This is a genomic window from Pseudonocardia sp. KRD291, assembly GCF_019263595.1.
Lineage (GTDB): Bacteria > Actinomycetota > Actinomycetes > Mycobacteriales > Pseudonocardiaceae > Pseudonocardia.
On the sequence record NZ_JADQDD010000001.1, the window covers coordinates 1 to 17,349 of the forward strand.

General features: G+C 71.9%; 17 protein-coding genes. 4 read left to right on the top strand and 13 right to left on the bottom strand.

The window, feature by feature from the left end; genetic code table 11:
* The 4 genes from I4I78_RS00005 to I4I78_RS00020 form a co-directional block, all read left to right on the top strand.
* On the top strand, positions 1–996 hold a 996-nt coding region (locus I4I78_RS00005; RefSeq protein WP_218609041.1), incomplete at its 5' end, for an MFS transporter.
* Positions 993–1,784 carry an SDR family NAD(P)-dependent oxidoreductase gene (locus I4I78_RS00010; RefSeq protein WP_218609042.1) on the top strand — a complete coding sequence of 264 codons (792 nt, stop codon included), beginning with the start codon at positions 993–995 and terminating at the stop codon, positions 1,782–1,784. The genes I4I78_RS00005 and I4I78_RS00010, both read left to right, overlap by 4 nt.
* Positions 1,781–3,133 (top strand): UbiD family decarboxylase, encoded by a 1,353-nt coding sequence (locus I4I78_RS00015; protein WP_218609043.1) that lies wholly within the window; start codon positions 1,781–1,783, stop codon positions 3,131–3,133. The genes I4I78_RS00010 and I4I78_RS00015 overlap by 4 nt, the downstream gene beginning before the upstream one ends.
* Positions 3,133–3,738: a UbiX family flavin prenyltransferase gene (locus I4I78_RS00020; protein WP_218609044.1), complete on the top strand. Its 606-nt coding sequence runs from the start codon at positions 3,133–3,135 to the stop codon at positions 3,736–3,738. The genes I4I78_RS00015 and I4I78_RS00020 overlap by 1 nt, the downstream gene beginning before the upstream one ends.
* 36 nt (positions 3,739–3,774) lie before the next feature.
* On the opposite strand, the gene I4I78_RS00025 is transcribed toward I4I78_RS00020, so the two are convergent.
* From I4I78_RS00025 to I4I78_RS00085, 13 genes are all read right to left on the bottom strand, one after another.
* The gene (locus I4I78_RS00025; protein WP_218609045.1) at positions 3,775–4,647 is read right to left on the bottom strand and encodes a LysR family transcriptional regulator; all 873 of its coding nucleotides are present in this window, start codon (positions 4,645–4,647) and stop codon (positions 3,775–3,777) included.
* 93 nt (positions 4,648–4,740) lie between these two features.
* On the bottom strand, positions 4,741–5,553 hold the full coding sequence (locus I4I78_RS00030) for a mycofactocin-coupled SDR family oxidoreductase (RefSeq protein WP_218609046.1): 813 nt from the start codon (positions 5,551–5,553) through the stop codon (positions 4,741–4,743).
* A gap of 1 nt (position 5,554) precedes the next feature.
* Complete coding sequence (locus I4I78_RS00035) at positions 5,555–6,646, bottom strand: agarase (protein WP_218609047.1); 1,092 nt, start codon at positions 6,644–6,646, stop codon at positions 5,555–5,557.
* On the bottom strand, positions 6,643–7,530 hold the full coding sequence (locus I4I78_RS00040; RefSeq protein WP_226378817.1) for an alpha/beta fold hydrolase: 888 nt from the start codon (positions 7,528–7,530) through the stop codon (positions 6,643–6,645). Before I4I78_RS00040 ends, I4I78_RS00035 begins: the two co-directional genes overlap by 4 nt.
* Before the next feature lie 17 nt (positions 7,531–7,547).
* Positions 7,548–8,360: a mycofactocin-coupled SDR family oxidoreductase gene (locus tag I4I78_RS00045; RefSeq protein ID WP_218609049.1), complete on the bottom strand. Its 813-nt coding sequence runs from the start codon at positions 8,358–8,360 to the stop codon at positions 7,548–7,550.
* 52 nt (positions 8,361–8,412) lie between these two features.
* Entirely contained in the window at positions 8,413–9,270 is an 858-nt protein-coding gene (locus I4I78_RS00050; protein ID WP_218609050.1) for a sugar phosphate isomerase/epimerase, read from the bottom strand.
* A 39-nt stretch (positions 9,271–9,309) separates the two neighbouring features.
* Entirely contained in the window at positions 9,310–10,200 is an 891-nt protein-coding gene (locus I4I78_RS00055; RefSeq protein WP_218609051.1) for an alpha/beta fold hydrolase, read from the bottom strand.
* The gene (locus tag I4I78_RS00060) at positions 10,200–10,502 is read right to left on the bottom strand and encodes a hypothetical protein (RefSeq protein ID WP_218609052.1); all 303 of its coding nucleotides are present in this window, start codon (positions 10,500–10,502) and stop codon (positions 10,200–10,202) included. The genes I4I78_RS00055 and I4I78_RS00060 overlap by 1 nt, the downstream gene beginning before the upstream one ends.
* A 12-nt stretch (positions 10,503–10,514) precedes the next feature.
* The gene (locus I4I78_RS00065) at positions 10,515–12,182 is read right to left on the bottom strand and encodes a sodium:solute symporter family protein (protein WP_218609053.1); all 1,668 of its coding nucleotides are present in this window, start codon (positions 12,180–12,182) and stop codon (positions 10,515–10,517) included.
* Positions 12,183–12,198: 16 nt separating this feature from the next.
* A complete protein-coding gene (locus I4I78_RS00070; RefSeq protein ID WP_218609054.1) occupies positions 12,199–14,274 on the bottom strand; it encodes an FAD-dependent oxidoreductase in 2,076 nt (691 codons plus the stop codon).
* A 140-nt stretch (positions 14,275–14,414) separates the two neighbouring features.
* Positions 14,415–15,335, bottom strand: coding sequence for a sugar phosphate isomerase/epimerase (locus tag I4I78_RS00075; protein ID WP_218609055.1), 921 nt, complete (start codon positions 15,333–15,335; stop codon positions 14,415–14,417).
* Positions 15,332–16,375 (bottom strand): Gfo/Idh/MocA family protein, encoded by a 1,044-nt coding sequence (locus I4I78_RS00080; RefSeq protein WP_218609056.1) that lies wholly within the window; start codon positions 16,373–16,375, stop codon positions 15,332–15,334. The genes I4I78_RS00075 and I4I78_RS00080 overlap by 4 nt, the downstream gene beginning before the upstream one ends.
* Positions 16,376–16,392: 17 nt before the next feature.
* Positions 16,393–17,247 (bottom strand): sugar phosphate isomerase/epimerase, encoded by an 855-nt coding sequence (locus I4I78_RS00085; RefSeq protein WP_218609057.1) that lies wholly within the window; start codon positions 17,245–17,247, stop codon positions 16,393–16,395.
* Positions 17,248–17,349: the final 102 nt, after the last annotated feature.

The following is a 17,349-nucleotide window of genomic DNA, read 5'->3' on the forward strand; positions in this document are numbered from 1 at the left end:
ACCCACACCCTCGGTACCGAGACGGTGCCCCAGCGCTGGCGCGGTCTGGTATCCGGACTGGTCGGCGGCGGCGGGGCCGGACTCGGCGCGGTGATCGCGTCGCTGGTGTTCCTGGCCGTGTCCTCGGCCTTCCCCGGACCCGCGTTCGACGAGTGGGGTTGGCGGGTCATGTTCTTCACCGGGCTGCTGGCCTCGCTGGCCAGCCTCGCCTTCTTCCGGCTGCTCGAAGAGTCCCCGGTGTGGGCGGCGGCCGCGCGGGCCCGGGCCACCGCGGCCGTACCGGAGCAGCCGGTCCGGGCGCGGGACCTGGTGAGCGCGGTGACCCCGCGGACGCTGGTCGCGAGCACCGCGCTCGTGATCGGCGCAGGCGCGCAGTACTACCTCACCTCCGGCTACCTGCCCACGTTCCTGGACAAGATCAACCAGCTGCCGACCGGCCCGCGGGGGCTGCTGCTGGTGTGGACGAGCCTGGCGATCCTGCCGATGGCGTTGCTGGCCGGGCACGCCTCCGAACGCTTCGGCCGCCGCCCGGTGTTCCTGGCCATCGGCGCGGTGAACCTGGTGGCACTGCCACTGCTCGCGTTGGCGATGGGCGGGCTGGGTCCGGACGACACCGGAGCGCTGCTCGGCTACGGCCTGCTGATCACCGTGCTGGCCAACGCCTCCTACGCCGCGGTGCCGATCTTCCTCAACGAGCTGTTCCCGACCCGGTTGCGCGCCACCGCGACCGCCCTGATCTGGAACGGCGGGTTCGCCCTCGGCGGCCTGACCACCACGTTCGTCAGCCTGGCCAGCCCTACTGTTGCCGACATTCCCGGCCGGCTGGCGCTGTTCCTGGTCGCGGTCGTCGCGGTGTTCCTGCTCGGCGCCGCGTTCGTCCCGGAGACCCGCGGCGCGCTCGACCGCGACGACCCCCATGACGACCCGCACGACGACCTCAGGGCACCAGCCGCCCCGGCCGACCGGCCGGGAACCCTCCCGGGAGGACCACGTTGAGCACGAACCAGCACAGCAAGAGTGAGCACGCAGGTCGCACCGTCGTCGTCACCGGCGCCGGCGGCGGGATCGGCGGCGACTACGTCGCGGCGTTCGCCGGGGCCGGTGCGAACGTCGTGGCCACCGACGTCGCCGCGGCCGAGGACGCGGGCACCGCCCTGGCCGACAGGGTGAGCGCTGCCGGGCCGGGGCGGGCCGTGTTCGTGGCGGCCGACGTCACCTCCGACACCGACTGGGAGGCCGTCGTCGCGACCGCCACCGCCGAGTTCGGCGGGATCGACGCGCTGGTCAACAACGCCGCGATCTACCAGGGCCTGGGCACCAAGGCGCACCTGACCGAGCTCACCAACGAGTCCTGGGACCGGGTACTGACGGTCAACGTGCGCGGCACCTGGCAGGCGATCAAGGCCGTTACCCCGACGATGCGCGCCCGCGGCGGCGGGCGGATCGTCAACATCTCCTCCACCGTGGCGCGGATGGGCGCGCCCGGGTTCGCGCACTACGTGGCCTCCAAGGCGGCCGTGGACGGGCTCACCCGGGCCGCGGCCCGCGAGCTAGGACCGGACGCGATCACGGTCAACGGCGTCGCGCCCGGTCTGGTCAGCGACGACGCCAGCCGCACGCTGAACACCGGCGACTACATCGCCGCGGCGGCGAAGGGGCGGGCGCTGGGCCGGGAGATGGCCCCGGACGACCTGGTCGGCGCCGTGATGTGGCTGGCCGCGCCGTCGTCCGGGTTCGTCACCGGACAGACCGTCGTGGTCGACGGCGGTGGGGTGTTCACGTGAGCCCGGACCTGCGCTCCTGGCTCGAGGTGCTCGAGGGCCGTGACGAGCTGTCCCGGCTGAGGTCCCCGATCGACCCGGACCAGGACGTCGCCGCCGTCCTGACCCGGGCCGACGGGCGCCGCGCCGTGCGCTTCGACGATGTCGTCGGCGCGCGGTTCCCGCTGGTCGGCAACACCGTGCCGGACCGGGCCCATCTCGGACTGGCGATGGGTTGCGACCCGACCGGGGTCGCCGACCGGTTCGCCACCGCTCTGGACCACCCGGTCCGCTGCCCCGAGGTGGGGGCGTCCGGGGCCCCGGTGCTGGCGAACCGGATGAGCGGCGACCGGTTGCTCTCGGCGCTGCCGCTGACCCGTCAGCACTCCGAGGACGGCGGCATGTACCTGACCTCGGCGCTGCTGGCGGTGCGCGACCCGGCGAGCGGCCGGATGAACCTCTCCATCAACCGGCTGCTGGCCGCGGGCGAGCGGGAGCTGCGCGCACTGCTGCTGCCCGGACGGCTGCGGCGGATCTTCACCGAGGCCGAGACGGCCGGGCGCGACCTGGACGTCGCGCTGGTCGTCGGGGTACACCCGGCGCTCGTCCTGGCCAGCCAGTCCCCAGCCGACCGCGAGCTCGACGACTACGCCGTGGCCAACGCGCTGGTCGCGCCCGTCGAGCTGGTCGCCGCCCCGACGGTGGACGCTCTGGTGCCGGCCCGGGCGGAGTTCGTCCTGGAAGGTCGCTTCCGGGCCGGGCGCCGCGAGGCCGAAGGACCGTTCGGCGAGTATCCGCGCACCTACGGGCCCGGCGGCCCCGCCCCGGTGATCGAGCTACTGCAGGGCTGGCACCGCGACGACGCGGTGTTCCAGACGATCCTCTCCGGCGGCCGCGAGCACTTCTACGCCGGCGGTGTCCCACGCGAGGCGGCCTGCGTGCGGGCGCTGCGCCGGGCCGGGCTGGACGTGGCGGCGCTGCGGCTACCCGAGTCCGGCTCCTGCCGGCTCTCCGCCGTCGTCGCGCTGCGCGACCCCGCGCCGGGAGCGCCGACCACCGCGATGATGACGCTGTTCCTCACCGCGTCCACGATCAAGCAGGTCACCGTCGTCGACGACGACGTGGACATCGCCGACGACGAGCAGGTCGCCTGGGCGGTGGCCACCCGGGTGCAGCCCGACCGCGACCTGCTGGTGGTGCCGAACGCGAAGGGCAGCAGCCTGGACCCCTCCGCCGAGCACGGGCTCACCGCCAAGCTGGGGCTGGATGCGACCGTCCCGGCCGCCGACCGGGGCCGCTACCGGCAGATGGCGGTGGTCCCGGCCGACCCGTCGGCGTTGGTCCGCCATCTCGCGGAACTGGGCGGCCTGTAGTGCGGCGCATCGTCGTCGCGCTCACCGGGGCGTCCGGGGCAGCGTACGGGATCCGCGCGCTGGAGCTGTTGCGCGCGGTACCCGACGTCGAGACGCACCTGGTACTGACGAAGGCGGCGCGGGCGACCATCGGCTACGAGACCGACCACGGTGTCGCCGACGTGCGTGCGCTCGCCGACGTCGTGCACTCCGACAACGACCTGGGCGCACCGATCTCATCCGGCTCGTTCCGGACGGCCGGGATGTTGGTGGCGCCGTGCAGCGTGAAGACGCTGTCCGGGATCGCCTCCAGCTACGACGAGTCGCTCGTGGTGCGGGCCGCAGATGTGGTGCTCAAGGAACGGCGGCGCCTGGTGCTCCTGCTGCGGGAGACTCCGCTGCACGCCGGACACCTGCGTCTGATGTCCGAGGTCACCGCCTCCGGCGCGGTCGTGATGCCTCCGGTGCCGGCCTTCTACACGCGCCCGCGTACCGTTGCCGACATCGTCGAGCACACCGCGGGTCGGGCGCTGGACCTGCTGGACGTGGACACCGACGCGGTCGCCCGATGGACCGGTGAGCGTGACGCCGGAGGCGACGACGACGCCATCGTGCGCCGGTTGTGAGGCCCGGTCGCCCCTGTGCGTGACACCCGCTGCGGCTCAACCGCGCGCCGCGCACAGCAGCGACCGGCGGAACGCCTGGACCGGCGGTGACACGTGCGCGCTGGCCCGCGAGACCACGCCCAGCTCGCGGACCGCGGAGGGCTCGGCGAGCCCGACCGTGGGCCCGTCGCCCGCGGCCAGCCTCGGCAGCAGCGCGACCCCCATACCGGCGGCCACCATGCCGTGCACGATCGCAAGCTGCCCGGTCTCCAACACCACCCGCGGTCGGACGCCGGCCTCGGCCAGCAGCTGATCGGCCAGGTCGCGCAACCCGTAGCCGCTGCGCATCCCGACGAGCTCCTCGCCGGCCAGCTCGACGAGAGTGGTCTCCCCGCGCCCGGCCAGGCGGTGCTCGGCGGGAACCAGCAAGAGCATGGGCTCGCGGACCAGCACGTCGGCGCACAGCCCGCTCAGGGTCAGCGGCATCCGCGTTATCGCCAGGTCCAGCTCCCCGGAACGCACGAGCTGCTCGAACTCCCGGGAGACGTCGTGCTCGACGATCCGCACACCGACCCGTGGATGCGCGCGCCGGAAACCGGCCAGCACCTCGGGCAGCAGCCGGGCACCGATACTGGGCAGCACCCCGACCCGCACCTCACCCTCGCGAAGACCACTGACCTCGCCCACCCGTTCCCGGCCGCGTTCGAGCTGATCGAGCGCGACCTCGGCGTGCTCGAGCAGCGCGGCCCCGGCGGCGGTGAGCACGACCTGCCGCCCGGTGCGCTCGAACAGCCGAGCCCCGACGTCCTGCTCCAGCTTGCGAATCTGCACCGACAGCGACGGCTGGGCCAGGTACAGCCGGGCGGCCGCGGCGGTGAAGCTGCCCTCGTGCGCGACCGCCACGAAGTAGCGCAGTTGATGCAGCTCCACAGAGCACCTCAGACCATCCGTTTCAGACTATTGAACAGAGAGTACTGCGATGCGCTCGAATCGAACACTTACCGCCGCTCGGTCGAGGCGGAGCTACTTGAGCATGAAGCCCGCGTCGATCGGGACGGTCGTCCCGGTGATCCACTTGCCGGCGTCGGAGCACAGGAACGCGACCACTTCGGACACGTCGGCCTCGGGCAGTGCGTCCACCGGCATCGGGTTGAACCGCATGGCGTTGCCCAGCTCCTCGTGCTCCGTGAGCCACTGTGGGAAGAAGTCGTTGTTCGACATCGGCGACGCGACGCCGGTGGGGTGGATGGTGTTCACCCGGATCGACTCCGGCGCGAGCTCCTTGGCGAGCGTGCGCATCAGCCCGACGATGCCGGTCTTGGCCGCCGTGTAATGCGTGCAGCCGGCCACCCCGCGCAGGCCCGCGATCGACGACGTGATCACGATCGAGCCGCCGTCGCCGCCCGCCCGGATGTGCGGGACCACCGCCCGACAGGCCTTGAAGACACCGGTCAAGTTAATGTCGATCATGTCATCCCAGGCCTCGTCGGTGAGCTCCCAGGTGTTCTCGGACAGGCTCAGGATCCCGGCGTTGGCCAGCAGGATGTCGATCCGGCCGAACTCGCCCATCGCGGTGTCGGCCAGGCGCGCCATGTCCGCGGTGCGCCGCACGTCGCCCTCGAGGGCGATGCACCGGCGGTCCAGCTTCTCCACCTGTGCGACGGTCTCCTCCAGGTCACCGGGGCGACCCGTGTCGAACGGGACCGAGCCCACCTGCTCGGTGATGTCGCAGGTCACGATGTCGGCGCCCTCGCGGGCGAGGCGGATCGCGTGCGAGCGTCCCTGTCCGCGGCCGCCGCCGGTGATCACCGCGACCTTGCCGTCCAGCTGTCCCATGTCAGTTCCCCTTCCGGTACGCCGCCGCGCGGCGGTTGTGTTCGGTGATCGCGTCGGTGAGCGGCCGGTAGGGCTCGTCCCACGGGTCCTTGAGCCCCCAGCCGCGGCCGCCGGTGTTCTCCACGTAGCCGCACCAGTGCCAGCCGGCGAACCACGGCTCGTCGAGCAGCGCGTCCATCGCCGCGCCGTAGTCCGCGCCGCGGGCGGCGTGGTCGGGCAGGCCCTCGCGGTGCGGGTTGAGCTGGGTCGGGGTCCAGTTCCCGACGTCGGCGACGACCACCGGCTTGTCCCCGCACTGCTCGCGCCAGCGGGCCAGGTCGTCGTGCATCCGCCGGCGCGACTCGGCGGTCGGCTCGGTGAAATACTGCACCGACAGCGTGTCGATGTGCGGGACCATCGCGCGCAGCACCGGCTCCGGGATGCCCTTGTTACCGTTGAACCGGTCGCCGAGGATCAGGTGGTGTGGGTCGTAGCGCCGGATCGCCGTCGCGATCGTCTCGTAGTAGCGACTGGCGACGTCGTAGAGCTTGCGCTCGCGTGCGGCCGTGTCGAGGCCGGCGAGTTCGGCGAAGTCCCGCCCGGACGCGTGCGGCAGCCAGGCCGGGATATCGACCAGGAAGTAGCCGAGCAGGTCGGGCGAGTCGGCGTGCTCGGCGGCGATCGCGCGGCCGAGGTGGTCGCACCAGTCGGCGAAGTCGTCGTCGAGCGGGCGGAACGCGGGGTGGCCGTTCCAGTCCTCGATCTCCTGGACCCGCACCTGGGCGACGTAGGGCATCCCGGCGCCGCGCAGCTCCGCGGCCGACCAGGGCTCGGAGTGCTTGAGGTCGATCGGGTCGCCGAACCAGTCCAGCGCCTCGCCCCAGCCGCCCGCGACGTACTCGCTCGTCCAGCCCAACGTGTTGAAGCCCCACCCGCTCAGGTCGGCGACGACACCGTCCCGGATCCAGCTCTGCCGCGAGCCGTAGCGCTCGCGCCACACGTCGACGGTGCGCGGGAACTTCAGCGCCGTCTCGTCGGTGTGGTTGAGGCCAAGGGACAGGAACGGGTTCCCGTCCGGGTCGACGAGCCGGCCGTCGCGGACCGCGTAGGTCATGCCGTCTCCCCGGCGAAGAAGCGCACGTAGTGCCCGGCCAGCTCGTCCGGGGACTCCTCGGCGAGCTGGTGGCCCCAGGGCAGGATCACCGCGCGCACGTCGTCGGCGACCTCGCGCATCTGCCGCTCGTTATCGGCGCCGATGAAGTGCTCGCTGCCCACGGCCAGCACCGGCATCGGGAGCCGGGTTCTCGCGGACTCCTTGTTCTGGTCGCCGTCGGTGAGCGTCGCCCGGTAGATCTCGCACATGCATTTCACGCCGCCGGGCGAGGAGTAGCAGCGCACGTACTCGTCGAGCGCGTCCGGCGTGATCGCCGACGGGTCGTGCGTCTCGTGCTTCATGAAGTAGGAGAAGTACTCCCGCTCGTGCCCGCTGATGAGCATCTCCGGGAACTCGGGCACCGAGTAGAAGTTGATGTGCCAGAGCCAGACGTAGCTGCGCACGTTGTCCGGGGTCAGGAACGAGTAGTCCTCAAGCCCGAAACCGGGCAGGATCATCTCCTGGTAGACGAGCTGCTGCACGCGGTCGGAGTGGCGTGCGGCGAGCTGGTAGGCGGCCGCGGCGCCCCAGTCCTCGCCGACCACCCGGAAGCGTTCGTGGCCGAGCTCGGTCATCAGCGCTGCGAAGTCCTCGGCCACGTTCGCCATGTCGTAGCCGCCGTCGGCGTGCTCGGAGTCGCCGAGCCCGCGCATGTCCGGCACCACGACCCGGTAGTGCGGTGTGAGCAGCGGGATCACGTGCCGCCAGTGGTAGGAGGTCTTGGGCACCCCGTGCAGCAGCAGGACGGGCTCGCCCTCGCCTGCGGTCAGGTAGTGCAACCGGACGCCGTTGACGGTGGCCCGGCCGTGCCGGACGCGGTCACCGTGGTGGTCGACGATCTGCATGGGGTTCCGCTCCTCACTCACTTGATCATGAATCCGGCGTCGACCCGGTGCTCGACGCCGGTGACGTAGCGGGCGTCGTCGGAGACCAGGAACGCGATCATCTTCGAGACGTCCTCGGGCTGGACGACCTCGGCGGGCATCCGGTTGCCGCGCATCGGCTCGGCCAGGTCCTCGTGCTCGCCCAGCCAGCGCACGAACCAGTCGTTGTTGCTCATGTCGGTGTTCACCCCGGTCGGGTGCACGACGTTGACCCGGATGTTCTCCGGGGCCAGCTCCCAGGCCAGGGTCTTCATCAGCGCGATGCAGCCGTACTTGGCCGCGTTGTAGTGCGTGCACCCGGCCACCGCGCGCAGCCCGCCGGTGGAGCCGGTGATCGTGATCGCGCCGCCGTTCCCGGCCGCGATCATGTGCGGCACGACGGCCCGGGTGGTCTTCCAGACCGACGTCAGGTTCACGTCGAGCATGTCGGCCCACTGGTCGTCGGTCAGCGACCAGGTGTTCTCCGCGGCGCTCATGAACCCGGCGTTGCACACCAGCGCGTCGATCCGGCCGAACTCGGCCATCGCCTGCTGCGCCATCTGCTCCACCGCGGCGGTGTCGCGCAGGTCGGCGCGCACCGCCAGCGCCCGCCGGTCGTGCGCCTCGACCAGGCGGACGGTCTCGGCCAGGTCGTCCGCGGAACCCATCGGGTACTGCGCGGTGCCGATCTCGCCCGGCACGTCGACGGCGACGACGTCGGCTCCCTCGGCGGCGAGCGTGACCGCGTGCGCGCGGCCCTGTCCACGGGCGGCACCGGTCACCAGGGCGACCTTGCCGGTCATGCGGTCCATCGGTTGTATCTCCTCGATCTCGGTGGTGCACGGATACCGCGGTCCGCGCGCGTTATCCGCCCGCGCGCCGGAGGCATTCGCGGACGTAGGCGTCGGCGCCGCGCAGCTCGCGGGTGATTCGCTCGAGCGGCCAGCCCGCGGTGCCGTGGCACTTGAGGCTGGCGACGCCGGTGTACCCGGCCCGTGCCAGCGCGGCGAAGGGCACGGCGTGGTCGAGCACGCCGTCGGGGCGGGGCAGCTGGCGTTCGCCGGGGCCGAAGTTGAGCCCGTCCACCCCGCGCCGGTAGGCGTGGTCGATGTCCCAGACGTAGTAGTAGAAGAGCTTGCCCCGCTCGCTGAGGTAGCCGATCGCCTCGGTGATCGACTCGTTCATCACCCACAGGTGTGGCGGCGCCAGGCAGATGCCCAGGTTCGGGTGGTGCAGGTCGGCGAGCAGCCGCTTGATCTGGGCGAGGCTGTCCACGCCCTCGTCCCAGCGCTGCCCCTCGCCGACGCCGGACTCGAAGTCGGCGCTGAAGGGCACGGTGAGGTGGTTCTCCACCGCGATCCGCACCCCGAGCCGCTGCGCCTCGTCGAGCAGCGGCGGCAGGAACTGCGACACGAACACCGGGTAGTGCGCCTCGCAGTCGAACACCACGGTGTCGATCTCCAGGTCGTGCGCCAGCCGCAGCCGGTCGCGGATCTCGTCCTGGTCCTTGCCGTAGCAGGTCAGGCCGCACGCGGTGAGCCCGTGCCGGCGCAGCGCCGCGCTGATCGCGGGCAGGTCGTCGCCCGGGTTGACGTGCGCGGCCAGCGGCGGGGCCGAGGACCACAGGTTGACCTCGGTGAACCCCAGCCCGGAGAGCTCGCCGAGCGCGGTGTCCAGGGCGACGTCGTGGTAGGGCAGGACTTCGGCGGTGTAGCGGAACACGGGGGCTCCTTCCTCGGTCGGTGTCGTCGCGGCTGGGGGTTACAGCTCGGCGGCGAAGAAGTCGCCGAGTACCCGGGCCAGCTCGGCCGGACGCTCCAGGGCCAGGCTGTGTCCGCAGTCGGCGATCTCGACGTAGCGCACGTCGGTGGCCGTGCGCTCCATCTGCCGGCGGGACTCCTCGCCGATGAAGTGGCTGCTGCCGATCGTGAGCACCGGCATCGGCAGCGGCGTGCGGGCCCACCCGGTGTCCAGCTCGATGTTGGTGAACGTGGCCCGGTAGACCTCGAAGATCGCGCGCAGCCCGCCCGGCGCGGCCGAGCAGCGGGCCCACTCGCGCACGCAGTCCTCGGTGATGGCGGCCGGGTTGTAGGTCTCGTTCTTCATCCAGGTGGACCAGAACTGCTCCTCCCGCCCGGAGATCAGCATCTCCGGGAAGTCCCGGACGTGGAAGAAGCCGACGTGCCAGAGGAAGTGGTCGGAGGACACGTTGTCGGCGGTCAGCGCCGACCAGTCCTCCAGGCCGAACCCGGGCAGCAGCATCTCGGCGAACGAGAGCTTCGTGACCCGCTCCGGGTAGGTGGCGGCCACGGCGTAGGCGAACGCGGCGCCCCAGTCCTCGCCGGCGACCGCGAACCTCTCGTGGCCGAGCTCGGTCATCAGCGCGCCGATGTCACGGGCGATCGTGCCCATGTCGTACCCGTCGTCGGGACGGGCGGAGTCGCCGAAACCGCGCACGTCCGGGGCGATGACGGTGAACCTCTCGGACAGCAGCGGGATCACCCGGTGCCAGTAGTACCAGCTCTTCGGGACGCCGTGCAGCAGCACCAGCGGGCCGCCCGAGCCGGCCGTGACGTAGTGCAGGCGAACCCCGTTGACGGTCGCGCGGCCGTGCGTGACCGGGTGGCCGGCGTGGTCGGTGATCTCGCGCATCAGCCGTTCCTCCTGTCGTCGTCGCCCCGGGCCGCGGCCCGCCGTCGTGGGGAGAACCAGGCCAGCGCCAGGGTCACCACGCCGACGAGGGTCATCACCGCGCCCCAGAGCAGGTCCTTGTTGAGGGTCGAGCCGTCCTGGTTGAGCTGCGGTCCACCGAACAGGCCGTAGCCGGCCAGCAGCAGGCCGATGATCAGGACGATCGCGCCGATGTAGAGCCCGATCGCGAAGGCCTGCTGGTCGCGGCCGAGGTCCGGGTCGGCCGCGGGTACCCGCGGTTCGTGCTGGATGTCGCTGGGCATGACGGTCTCCGATCAGAAGAAGTAGACGTTGAGGCCGACGACGATCGCCAGCACGCCGGTGCTGAGCACCCACGGACGTTTGAACCAGGTGGGTTCGTGGCCCGGGCGGCGGTCGAGCAGGCTCCAGACCAGGCCCTGCAGCCGCTGGTCGGGCAGCCGGTCGCGCCGGGTCAGCAGCGACACCGCGACCGTGAGCGCCACCGAGATCACGAAGCCCCACCACGCCAGCCAGAGGTCTGCGCCGAGCTCGCTGCCCAGGTCGAGCAGGTCGGCCCGGTAGAGGCCGTAGAGGACCAGGTAGCCGACCAGCCCGCCGACGAGCCCGGCGAAGCCGCCCCACGGGGTGCTGCCCTTCCAGAACACGCCGAGCAGGAAGATCGCGAACGGTGGCACCAGGAACAGCCCGTTCAGCAGCTGCAGGTAGCTGATGATGTTGGTGAAGTTCAGGACGATGTAGGCCGCGCCGATCGACACCATGACCCCGGCCACGGTGGCGACCCGCCCGACGAGCAGGTAGTGCCGGTCCGAGGCGTCGCGCTTGAAGTAGGTCCGGTAGATGTCGTAGGTGAAGATCGTGTTGAACGCGGTGACGCCGCCGGCCATGCCGCTCATGAACGAGGCCATCAGCGCCACCAGCCCGAGTCCGAGCAGCCCGGTGGGCAGGTAGTAGGCCATCGTGTAGGGCACGGCCATGTTGAAGGAGTTCTCGATCCCGCCGCCCTGGCCGAGCCCGGGCACGATCATCAGCGCGAGCAGCCCGGGGAACAGGGCCAGCGCGCCGAGCAGGATCTTCGGGTAGGCGCCGATGATCGGGGTCCGCTTGGACGCGGCCTCGTTCTCCGCGGCCAGCGCGCGCTGCACCACCAGGAAGTCGGTGCAGTAGTAGCTGAAGCTGATCGCGAACCCGATGCCGAGACCGATCACGAACCACTGCACCCCGTAGGGGTTGTCGGTGGACCCGGTGTAGGCCCAGATGTGGAAGAAGCTGTCCGGCCGGTCCAGCTTGGCCTGCAGGCCCTGCCAGCCGCCGACGTGCACCAGGCCGAAGATCAGCAGCGGGACCAGGCCGAGGGTCATCAGGAAGAACTGCAGGGTCTCGTTGTAGATCGAGGAGGACAGCCCGCCCAGCGCGGTGTAGATCAGCACGATGACGCCAGCCAGCACGATCGACTGGGTGAAGCCCCAGCCGAGCAGCAGGTTGAACACCAGCGCCATCGCGTACATGTTGATCCCGCTGTTGAGCAGGACGAACAGGGCGAAGGTGATCGCGTTGAAGCCGCGGGTGGACTCGTTGTAGCGCGCCCGGAAGTAGCCGGGCACCGAGTGGATCCGGTTGCGGTAGTAGAAGGGCATCATGAACAGGCCCATGAACAGCATGCCGCCGACGCCGCCGAACCACAGGAACACGGCCTGCATGAAGCCGTACTGGGCGGTGCCCGCCGCCTGCCCGAGCACCTCCAGCGCGCCCACGTTCGCGCCCACGTAGGCCAGGCCGGTGACCCAGCTGGGCATGTTGCGGGCGGAGAGCAGGTAGTCCTCGGAGGTGTTCACCCGCTTGCGCAGCACCGCGCCGATGCCGAGCACGAAGACGAAGTAGATCGTGATGATGCTGTAGTCGAGCCAGGTCACGTCCACGAACACCGGTAGGGCCTGTGCCGCGGCGGGTACGGGATGGGTCATCGTCGTCTCTCCTGAGTCAGATGCTCGTGGCGAGCTCGTAGGCCTCGGCGACCACGGCGCGCAGCAGCCGGGGTGCGACGCAGTCGCCGACCCGGTGCACCCGGCCGCCGGCCCGGCCGTCCCGCCGGGCCGCGAGGTAGCCGTCCTCCACCGAGCGCCGTCCCAGGACCGGGACCACCAGGGCGACCCCGTCGATCCCGGTGCGTCGCCCGGTGTCCAGGTCCTCCAGGACCACGTCCCGCCGGCCGACCGCGACCAGCCGGGTCCGGGTGCGCAGCTCGATCCCGCGCGAGCGGGCGCGCTGGTGGAACAGCTCGCGGCCGGTGCCCTCCAGGTCGGCGCCGACCACGCCGGACGTGGTGACGACGGTGACCTCGGCCCCCAGCTCGGCCAGGTACTCCGCGGTTCCCGCGGCCTCCCAGTGACCGTTGCCGTCGATGACCACGACGTGCCCGGACGCCTCGTCGAGTCGCAGTGCCCGGTCGACCGGGCAGACCAGCTCGCCGTCCAGCCCGTCCGGGCGCCGCCCGGCGTGCACGCCCAACCCGGACGCCCACTCCTGACCGGCCGCGACGTTGATCACTGCGGCGCCTGCCGGCACCGACGCCGGGTCCCGGTGGGTCCAGTCGAGGGCGGGCACCGACCCGGTCGCGAACACGATCACGTCGGCATCCGCCGGCACTGTGTCGGCGCCGATCGGCGAGCGCAGCAGCACCTCGACGCCGAGCCGTTCGACCTCGCGGATCAGGTGACCTGCGACGTCGAAGACCTCGGAGTGCAGCGGCTGGCGTGCGGCCAGGCGCAGCTGACCGCCCAGCTCGGGCCCGGCCTCGTGCAGGGTGACCCGGTGACCGCGCCGGGCGGCGGTCTCGGCGACCTTGAGTCCGGCCGGCCCGCCGCCCACGACGACGACGTGCTCGGCCGCGTCCGGTGTGCGCAGCAGGTGCGTGCTCCACCGTCGCTCGCGCCCGGCCGCCGGGTTCGTGTCGCAGCGGATCGGCCGCTGCTGGCCCACCTGGTGGATGCACGAGTCGTTGCTGCCGATGCAGTACCGCAGCTCCCGTTCGCGCCCGTCGAGGATCTTGTTCGGGGTCTCCGGGTCGGCGACGAGCTGGCGGGCCATCCCGATCAGGTCGGCCGAGCCGTCGGCGAGCAGCGCCTCGGCCATCTCCGGGCGCTTGATCCGCCCGAACGCGATGACCGGGAGCGACACCGCCCGGCGCAGGTCGCGGACCAGCTCGTTGAACCGGCCCTCCGGCACCGCGGCCGGCGGGATCTCCATCCAGTAGCTGGAGAACGACCCGGCGTCGGCGTTGAGGTAGTCGACGAGCCCGCCCCGCTCCAGGTGCAGGGCCATCCGCCTGCCGTACTCCGGCCCGTAGCCCCACGGCGTGAACTCGTCCAGGCACAGCCGCACACCCAGCACGAACCCGTCACCGGTGTGCTCGGCGACCGCGGCGCAGACCTCGTCGATGATCCGCATCCGGTTGGCGAACGTGCCGCCGTAGGCGTCGGTGCGCCGGTTGAAGTACGGGGAGGCGAAGCTGCGCAGCAGCCCGTCGTGGCCGACCTTGAGCTCGACGCCGTCGAACCCGGCCTCGCGGGCCAGCCGCGCGCAGTGCCCGAACGCGGCCACCACCTCGTCGATGTCGGCGCGCTCCATCGCCTTGGTGCTGAACGAGCTGGAGGGCTCGGGCATCTGGCTGGGTGCCCACATCAGCGGCGGCGGGTACTCCAGCGACGTGTGCCCACCGTGGGTGAGCTGACTGAAGATCTTGGTGCCGTGCCGGTGCACGGCGTCGGTCACCGCCCGCAGCCGGGGGACGTTGTCCTCGCGCCAGGCCTGCACGAACCGCCGCGACATCATGCCGCTCGGGTGCACGGCCTGGCTCTCGAAGATGATCAGCCCGGCGCCGCCGCGGGCCCGCTCCTCGTGGTAGGCGACGTGGTCCTCGGTGGGTTCGCCCTCGTCGCTGCCCAGCGCGGTGAAGTGCGGCTGGAACACGAACCGGTTGCGCACGCTCACCGAGCCGATCGCGAACGGGGTGCCGAGCAGCCCCGCCGGCCCGCGCCTCTGGACGGTCTCGCTCACGTCGATGCTCCTTTGCTCCAGCACGTCCGGCGCGGCGAGCGCACGAGCGCAGCACGGGGTAGGCCGTCGTCGGCGCGTCGTCCACGCCGGCTCGGCTCGGGTCGGTACCGCGGGCCCGCTGGCCCGCGCACGGGTCGTCCCTAGGCGACGATCAGCGGCCGCAGGGTGCGGTGGGCGACCTGCAGGCCGGTGTGGATCCGGTCCTCGGTGCCGCCCCAGACCGGGTCCTCGTGCTCGACCGAGAGCACGCCGTCGAAGCCGCCCTCGTAGAGCGTGTCCACGACCCGGCGCCAGTCCACGTCGCCGAGGCCGGGTACGCGGTAGCGCCACCAGCCGACGTCGAACGGGTCCTCGCGCCCGACCGCCTTGCCGGGCCAGCCGTAGCGGTGGCGCCTGTCCGGGAAGAGCTGGATGTCCTTGGCCTGCGCGTGCGGGATCCGGTCCACGTAGGGCTTGAGCGCCTCGACCGGGTCGATGCCCATCCACATCAGGTGGCTCGGGTCGTAGTTCAGGTAGAGCCCGAGCGAGAACATCCACTCCCACAGCTCCGGGGAGTAGGCGAGGTTGCCCGGGTAGCCGTCCGGGTGCCAGCCCTCCATCACGCAGTTCTCGACGATCAACTTGACACCGCGCTCGCCGGCCCGCTCCACCAGCGGCGGGAAGATCTCCTCGGCATCGCGCAGGTTCTCCGCGACCGTCCTCCCCGGGTGACGCCCGACGAACGTGCCGACCGTCGGGCAGCCGAGCAGCGCGGCGGCGTCGATGCAGGCGGCGACGTGGTCGTTGACGGCCTTCCGTTCGCCCGGGTCGGGGTGCAGGTTGTTGTCGTAGAACGCCAGCGAGCTCAGGGTCAGGCCGTGATCATCGAACAGCGCGCGTGTGGCGTCGGCCTCGCGCTCGCCGAACGAGGCGACGTCGAGGTGGCTGGCGGTGAACGGGCGGTCGCCGATCGCCGGCCAGGCCGCCACCTCCAGGGCCTCGTAGCCGGCTCCGGCGGCCCAGCTCGCGATCTTTGCCAGCGGCTGGTCGGGCAGGCAGGCGGTCAGCATTCCGAGTTTCACGAGGGCACCTCCACCCAGGTCGAGGACTGCGACGAGCGGATCACCGCGTCGGTCAGTGCCGCGGCGCGCAGGCCGTCGGCGAACGTGGGCAGCCCGGCCGGTGCGTCGCCGTGGACCGCGGCGTAGGTGTCGGCCACGAACGCGTTGAAGCAGTCCTGGTAGCCCTGCGGGTGCCCGGGCGGGAGCAGCGAGTAGCGCGCGGCGGCCGCGGAGGACGCGGGCGAGCCGCGGTGCAGCATCCGGTCGCCGTCGGTGTCGCCGATCCGCACCGCCTCCGGGTCCTCCTGGTCGAAGCGGTACGCCGCCCGCTCGCCGTCCAGCGAGATCCGCAGGGCGTTGCGCCGGCCGAGCGCGGTCTGGCTGACCACGACCGAGCCGGTGGCGCCGCCGTCGGTCTCGAACTGCACGGTGCTGGCGGTGCCCCCGCCCGCGGTCGCGGCCAGCAGGCGGGTGATCCGGTGCCCGCTGGTGAACTCGACCAGGTCGCACCAGTGCACGCCGACGTCGGCGAACGCGCGGTGCGCGCCGCCCTCGGACGCGTCGCCGCGCCAGCCGGCCGGTGCTCCGCCGGCCTGCCAGTCCTGCAGGTAGGCGCCGTGCAGCAGGTGCAACGGCCCCGCCTCGCCGGCCGCCACCCGGGCCCGGATCTCCCGGGCCGCGGGGTAGAAGCGGTAGACGAACGGCACCGTCGCGACCAGCCCGCCGGCCGCGGCGGCCAGCTCCCGCGCGCCGTCCAGCGTCGTCGCCAGCGGCTTCTCGCAGACCACCGGCTTGCCCGCGGCCAGCGCGCGGCGGGCCAGCGCGACGTGTGTCGAGTTCGGGGTGCACACGTGCACCACGTCGACGTCGTCGGCGTCGATCAGCGCCTCGCCGCTCGGCGCCCCGGCGTAGGCGCCGAGCCGGGCCGCTGCGGCGGCCGAGCGGTCCGGAGTGGACGCGACGACACGAGTCACCTCGCCGCCGGCCGCGCGGACGGCGTGCGCGTGCACGCCGCCGATGAACCCGGCGCCGATGATCCCGGCGCGGAGCCTGTCCGCCATGTCTTCCCGCTCCCTTCTCAGTTCGTCACGGTCAGCCCGGCCCGGTCCAGCGCGCCGTCGAGCCAGGCGCGGCTGATCCGGGCGGCCTCGGCCGGGTCGCCGTCGTAGGAGTCCAACTCGACGACCAGCCAGTCGTCGTAGCCGGACTCGGCGACGGCGGCGAGCACGCCGTCCAGGTCGAGCTCGCCGCGGCCGAGCGGGAGGAACGTGGCACCGTCGGCCCCGAGGTCCTTGAGGTGCACGTGCCGGATCCGGTCGCAGTACCGGCGGATCATCGCCGCCGGGTCACCACCGCCGGCGGCCAGATGCGCGGTGTCCGGGCAGAACCCGATCGAGGATCGGGAGAACACGGCCTCGACCTGCTCCGGGGACTGGCCGATCGTGCCCAGATGCGGGTGGTAGCAGGCGGACAGGCCGTGCTCGGCCGCGATCCCGGCCACCATGTCGAGGGCCTCGGCGAGCCGGTCGTGATCGCCCTCGGCGATGCCGTCGGCACGGGGTGCACCGCCGCCGACCACCAGCTGTCCGGCCCCGAACCGGTCCGCGACCTCGGCGACCCGGCGCACCCGGTGCAGCTCGTCGGCCAGGATGTCCGGGTAGACGAAGTTCGCGCCGGTGTAGACCCCGACCAGCGACAGACCGGTCTCGTCGAGCAGCCGGGGCAGCGAGGCCGGGTCGTCGTCGGCGAGCTCGGCGAACTCGCGCACGTTCCCGTCGAACATCTCGACGCCCCGGTAGCCGGCGTCGGAGATCTCGCGCAGCGCCCGGTGCATGTCCCCCGGTACCCGGTAGACGAGATCCTTCACGCTGGTCACCCCGCCAGCGGCGCCGGTGACCCCGCCCCAGGTGATCGAGTGATAGCCCAGACGCACGGCCCACCTCCTCCCGATGCGGCAGCAGCGCCGCACTTCCGATCGATACGAAGACACTAAAGTTTGATCTGCACAGAAGTCAATGGGCTAATCTCGGAAGTC

Bases quoted from the DNA above. Each gene is read 5' to 3' on its own strand.
- I4I78_RS00065 (WP_218609053.1), bottom strand. From the start codon at position 12,182: ATGACCCATCCCGTACCCGCCGCGGCACAGGCCCTACCGGTGTTCGTG.
- I4I78_RS00080 (WP_218609056.1), bottom strand. From the start codon at position 16,375: ATGGCGGACAGGCTCCGCGCCGGGATCATCGGCGCCGGGTTCATCGGC.
- I4I78_RS00040 (WP_226378817.1), bottom strand. From the start codon at position 7,530: ATGCAGATCGTCGACCACCACGGTGACCGCGTCCGGCACGGCCGGGCC.
- I4I78_RS00035 (WP_218609047.1), bottom strand. From the start codon at position 6,646: ATGACCTACGCGGTCCGCGACGGCCGGCTCGTCGACCCGGACGGGAAC.
- I4I78_RS00045 (WP_218609049.1), bottom strand. From the start codon at position 8,360: ATGGACCGCATGACCGGCAAGGTCGCCCTGGTGACCGGTGCCGCCCGT.
- I4I78_RS00030 (WP_218609046.1), bottom strand. From the start codon at position 5,553: ATGGGACAGCTGGACGGCAAGGTCGCGGTGATCACCGGCGGCGGCCGC.
- I4I78_RS00060 (WP_218609052.1), bottom strand. From the start codon at position 10,502: ATGCCCAGCGACATCCAGCACGAACCGCGGGTACCCGCGGCCGACCCG.
- I4I78_RS00055 (WP_218609051.1), bottom strand. From the start codon at position 10,200: ATGCGCGAGATCACCGACCACGCCGGCCACCCGGTCACGCACGGCCGC.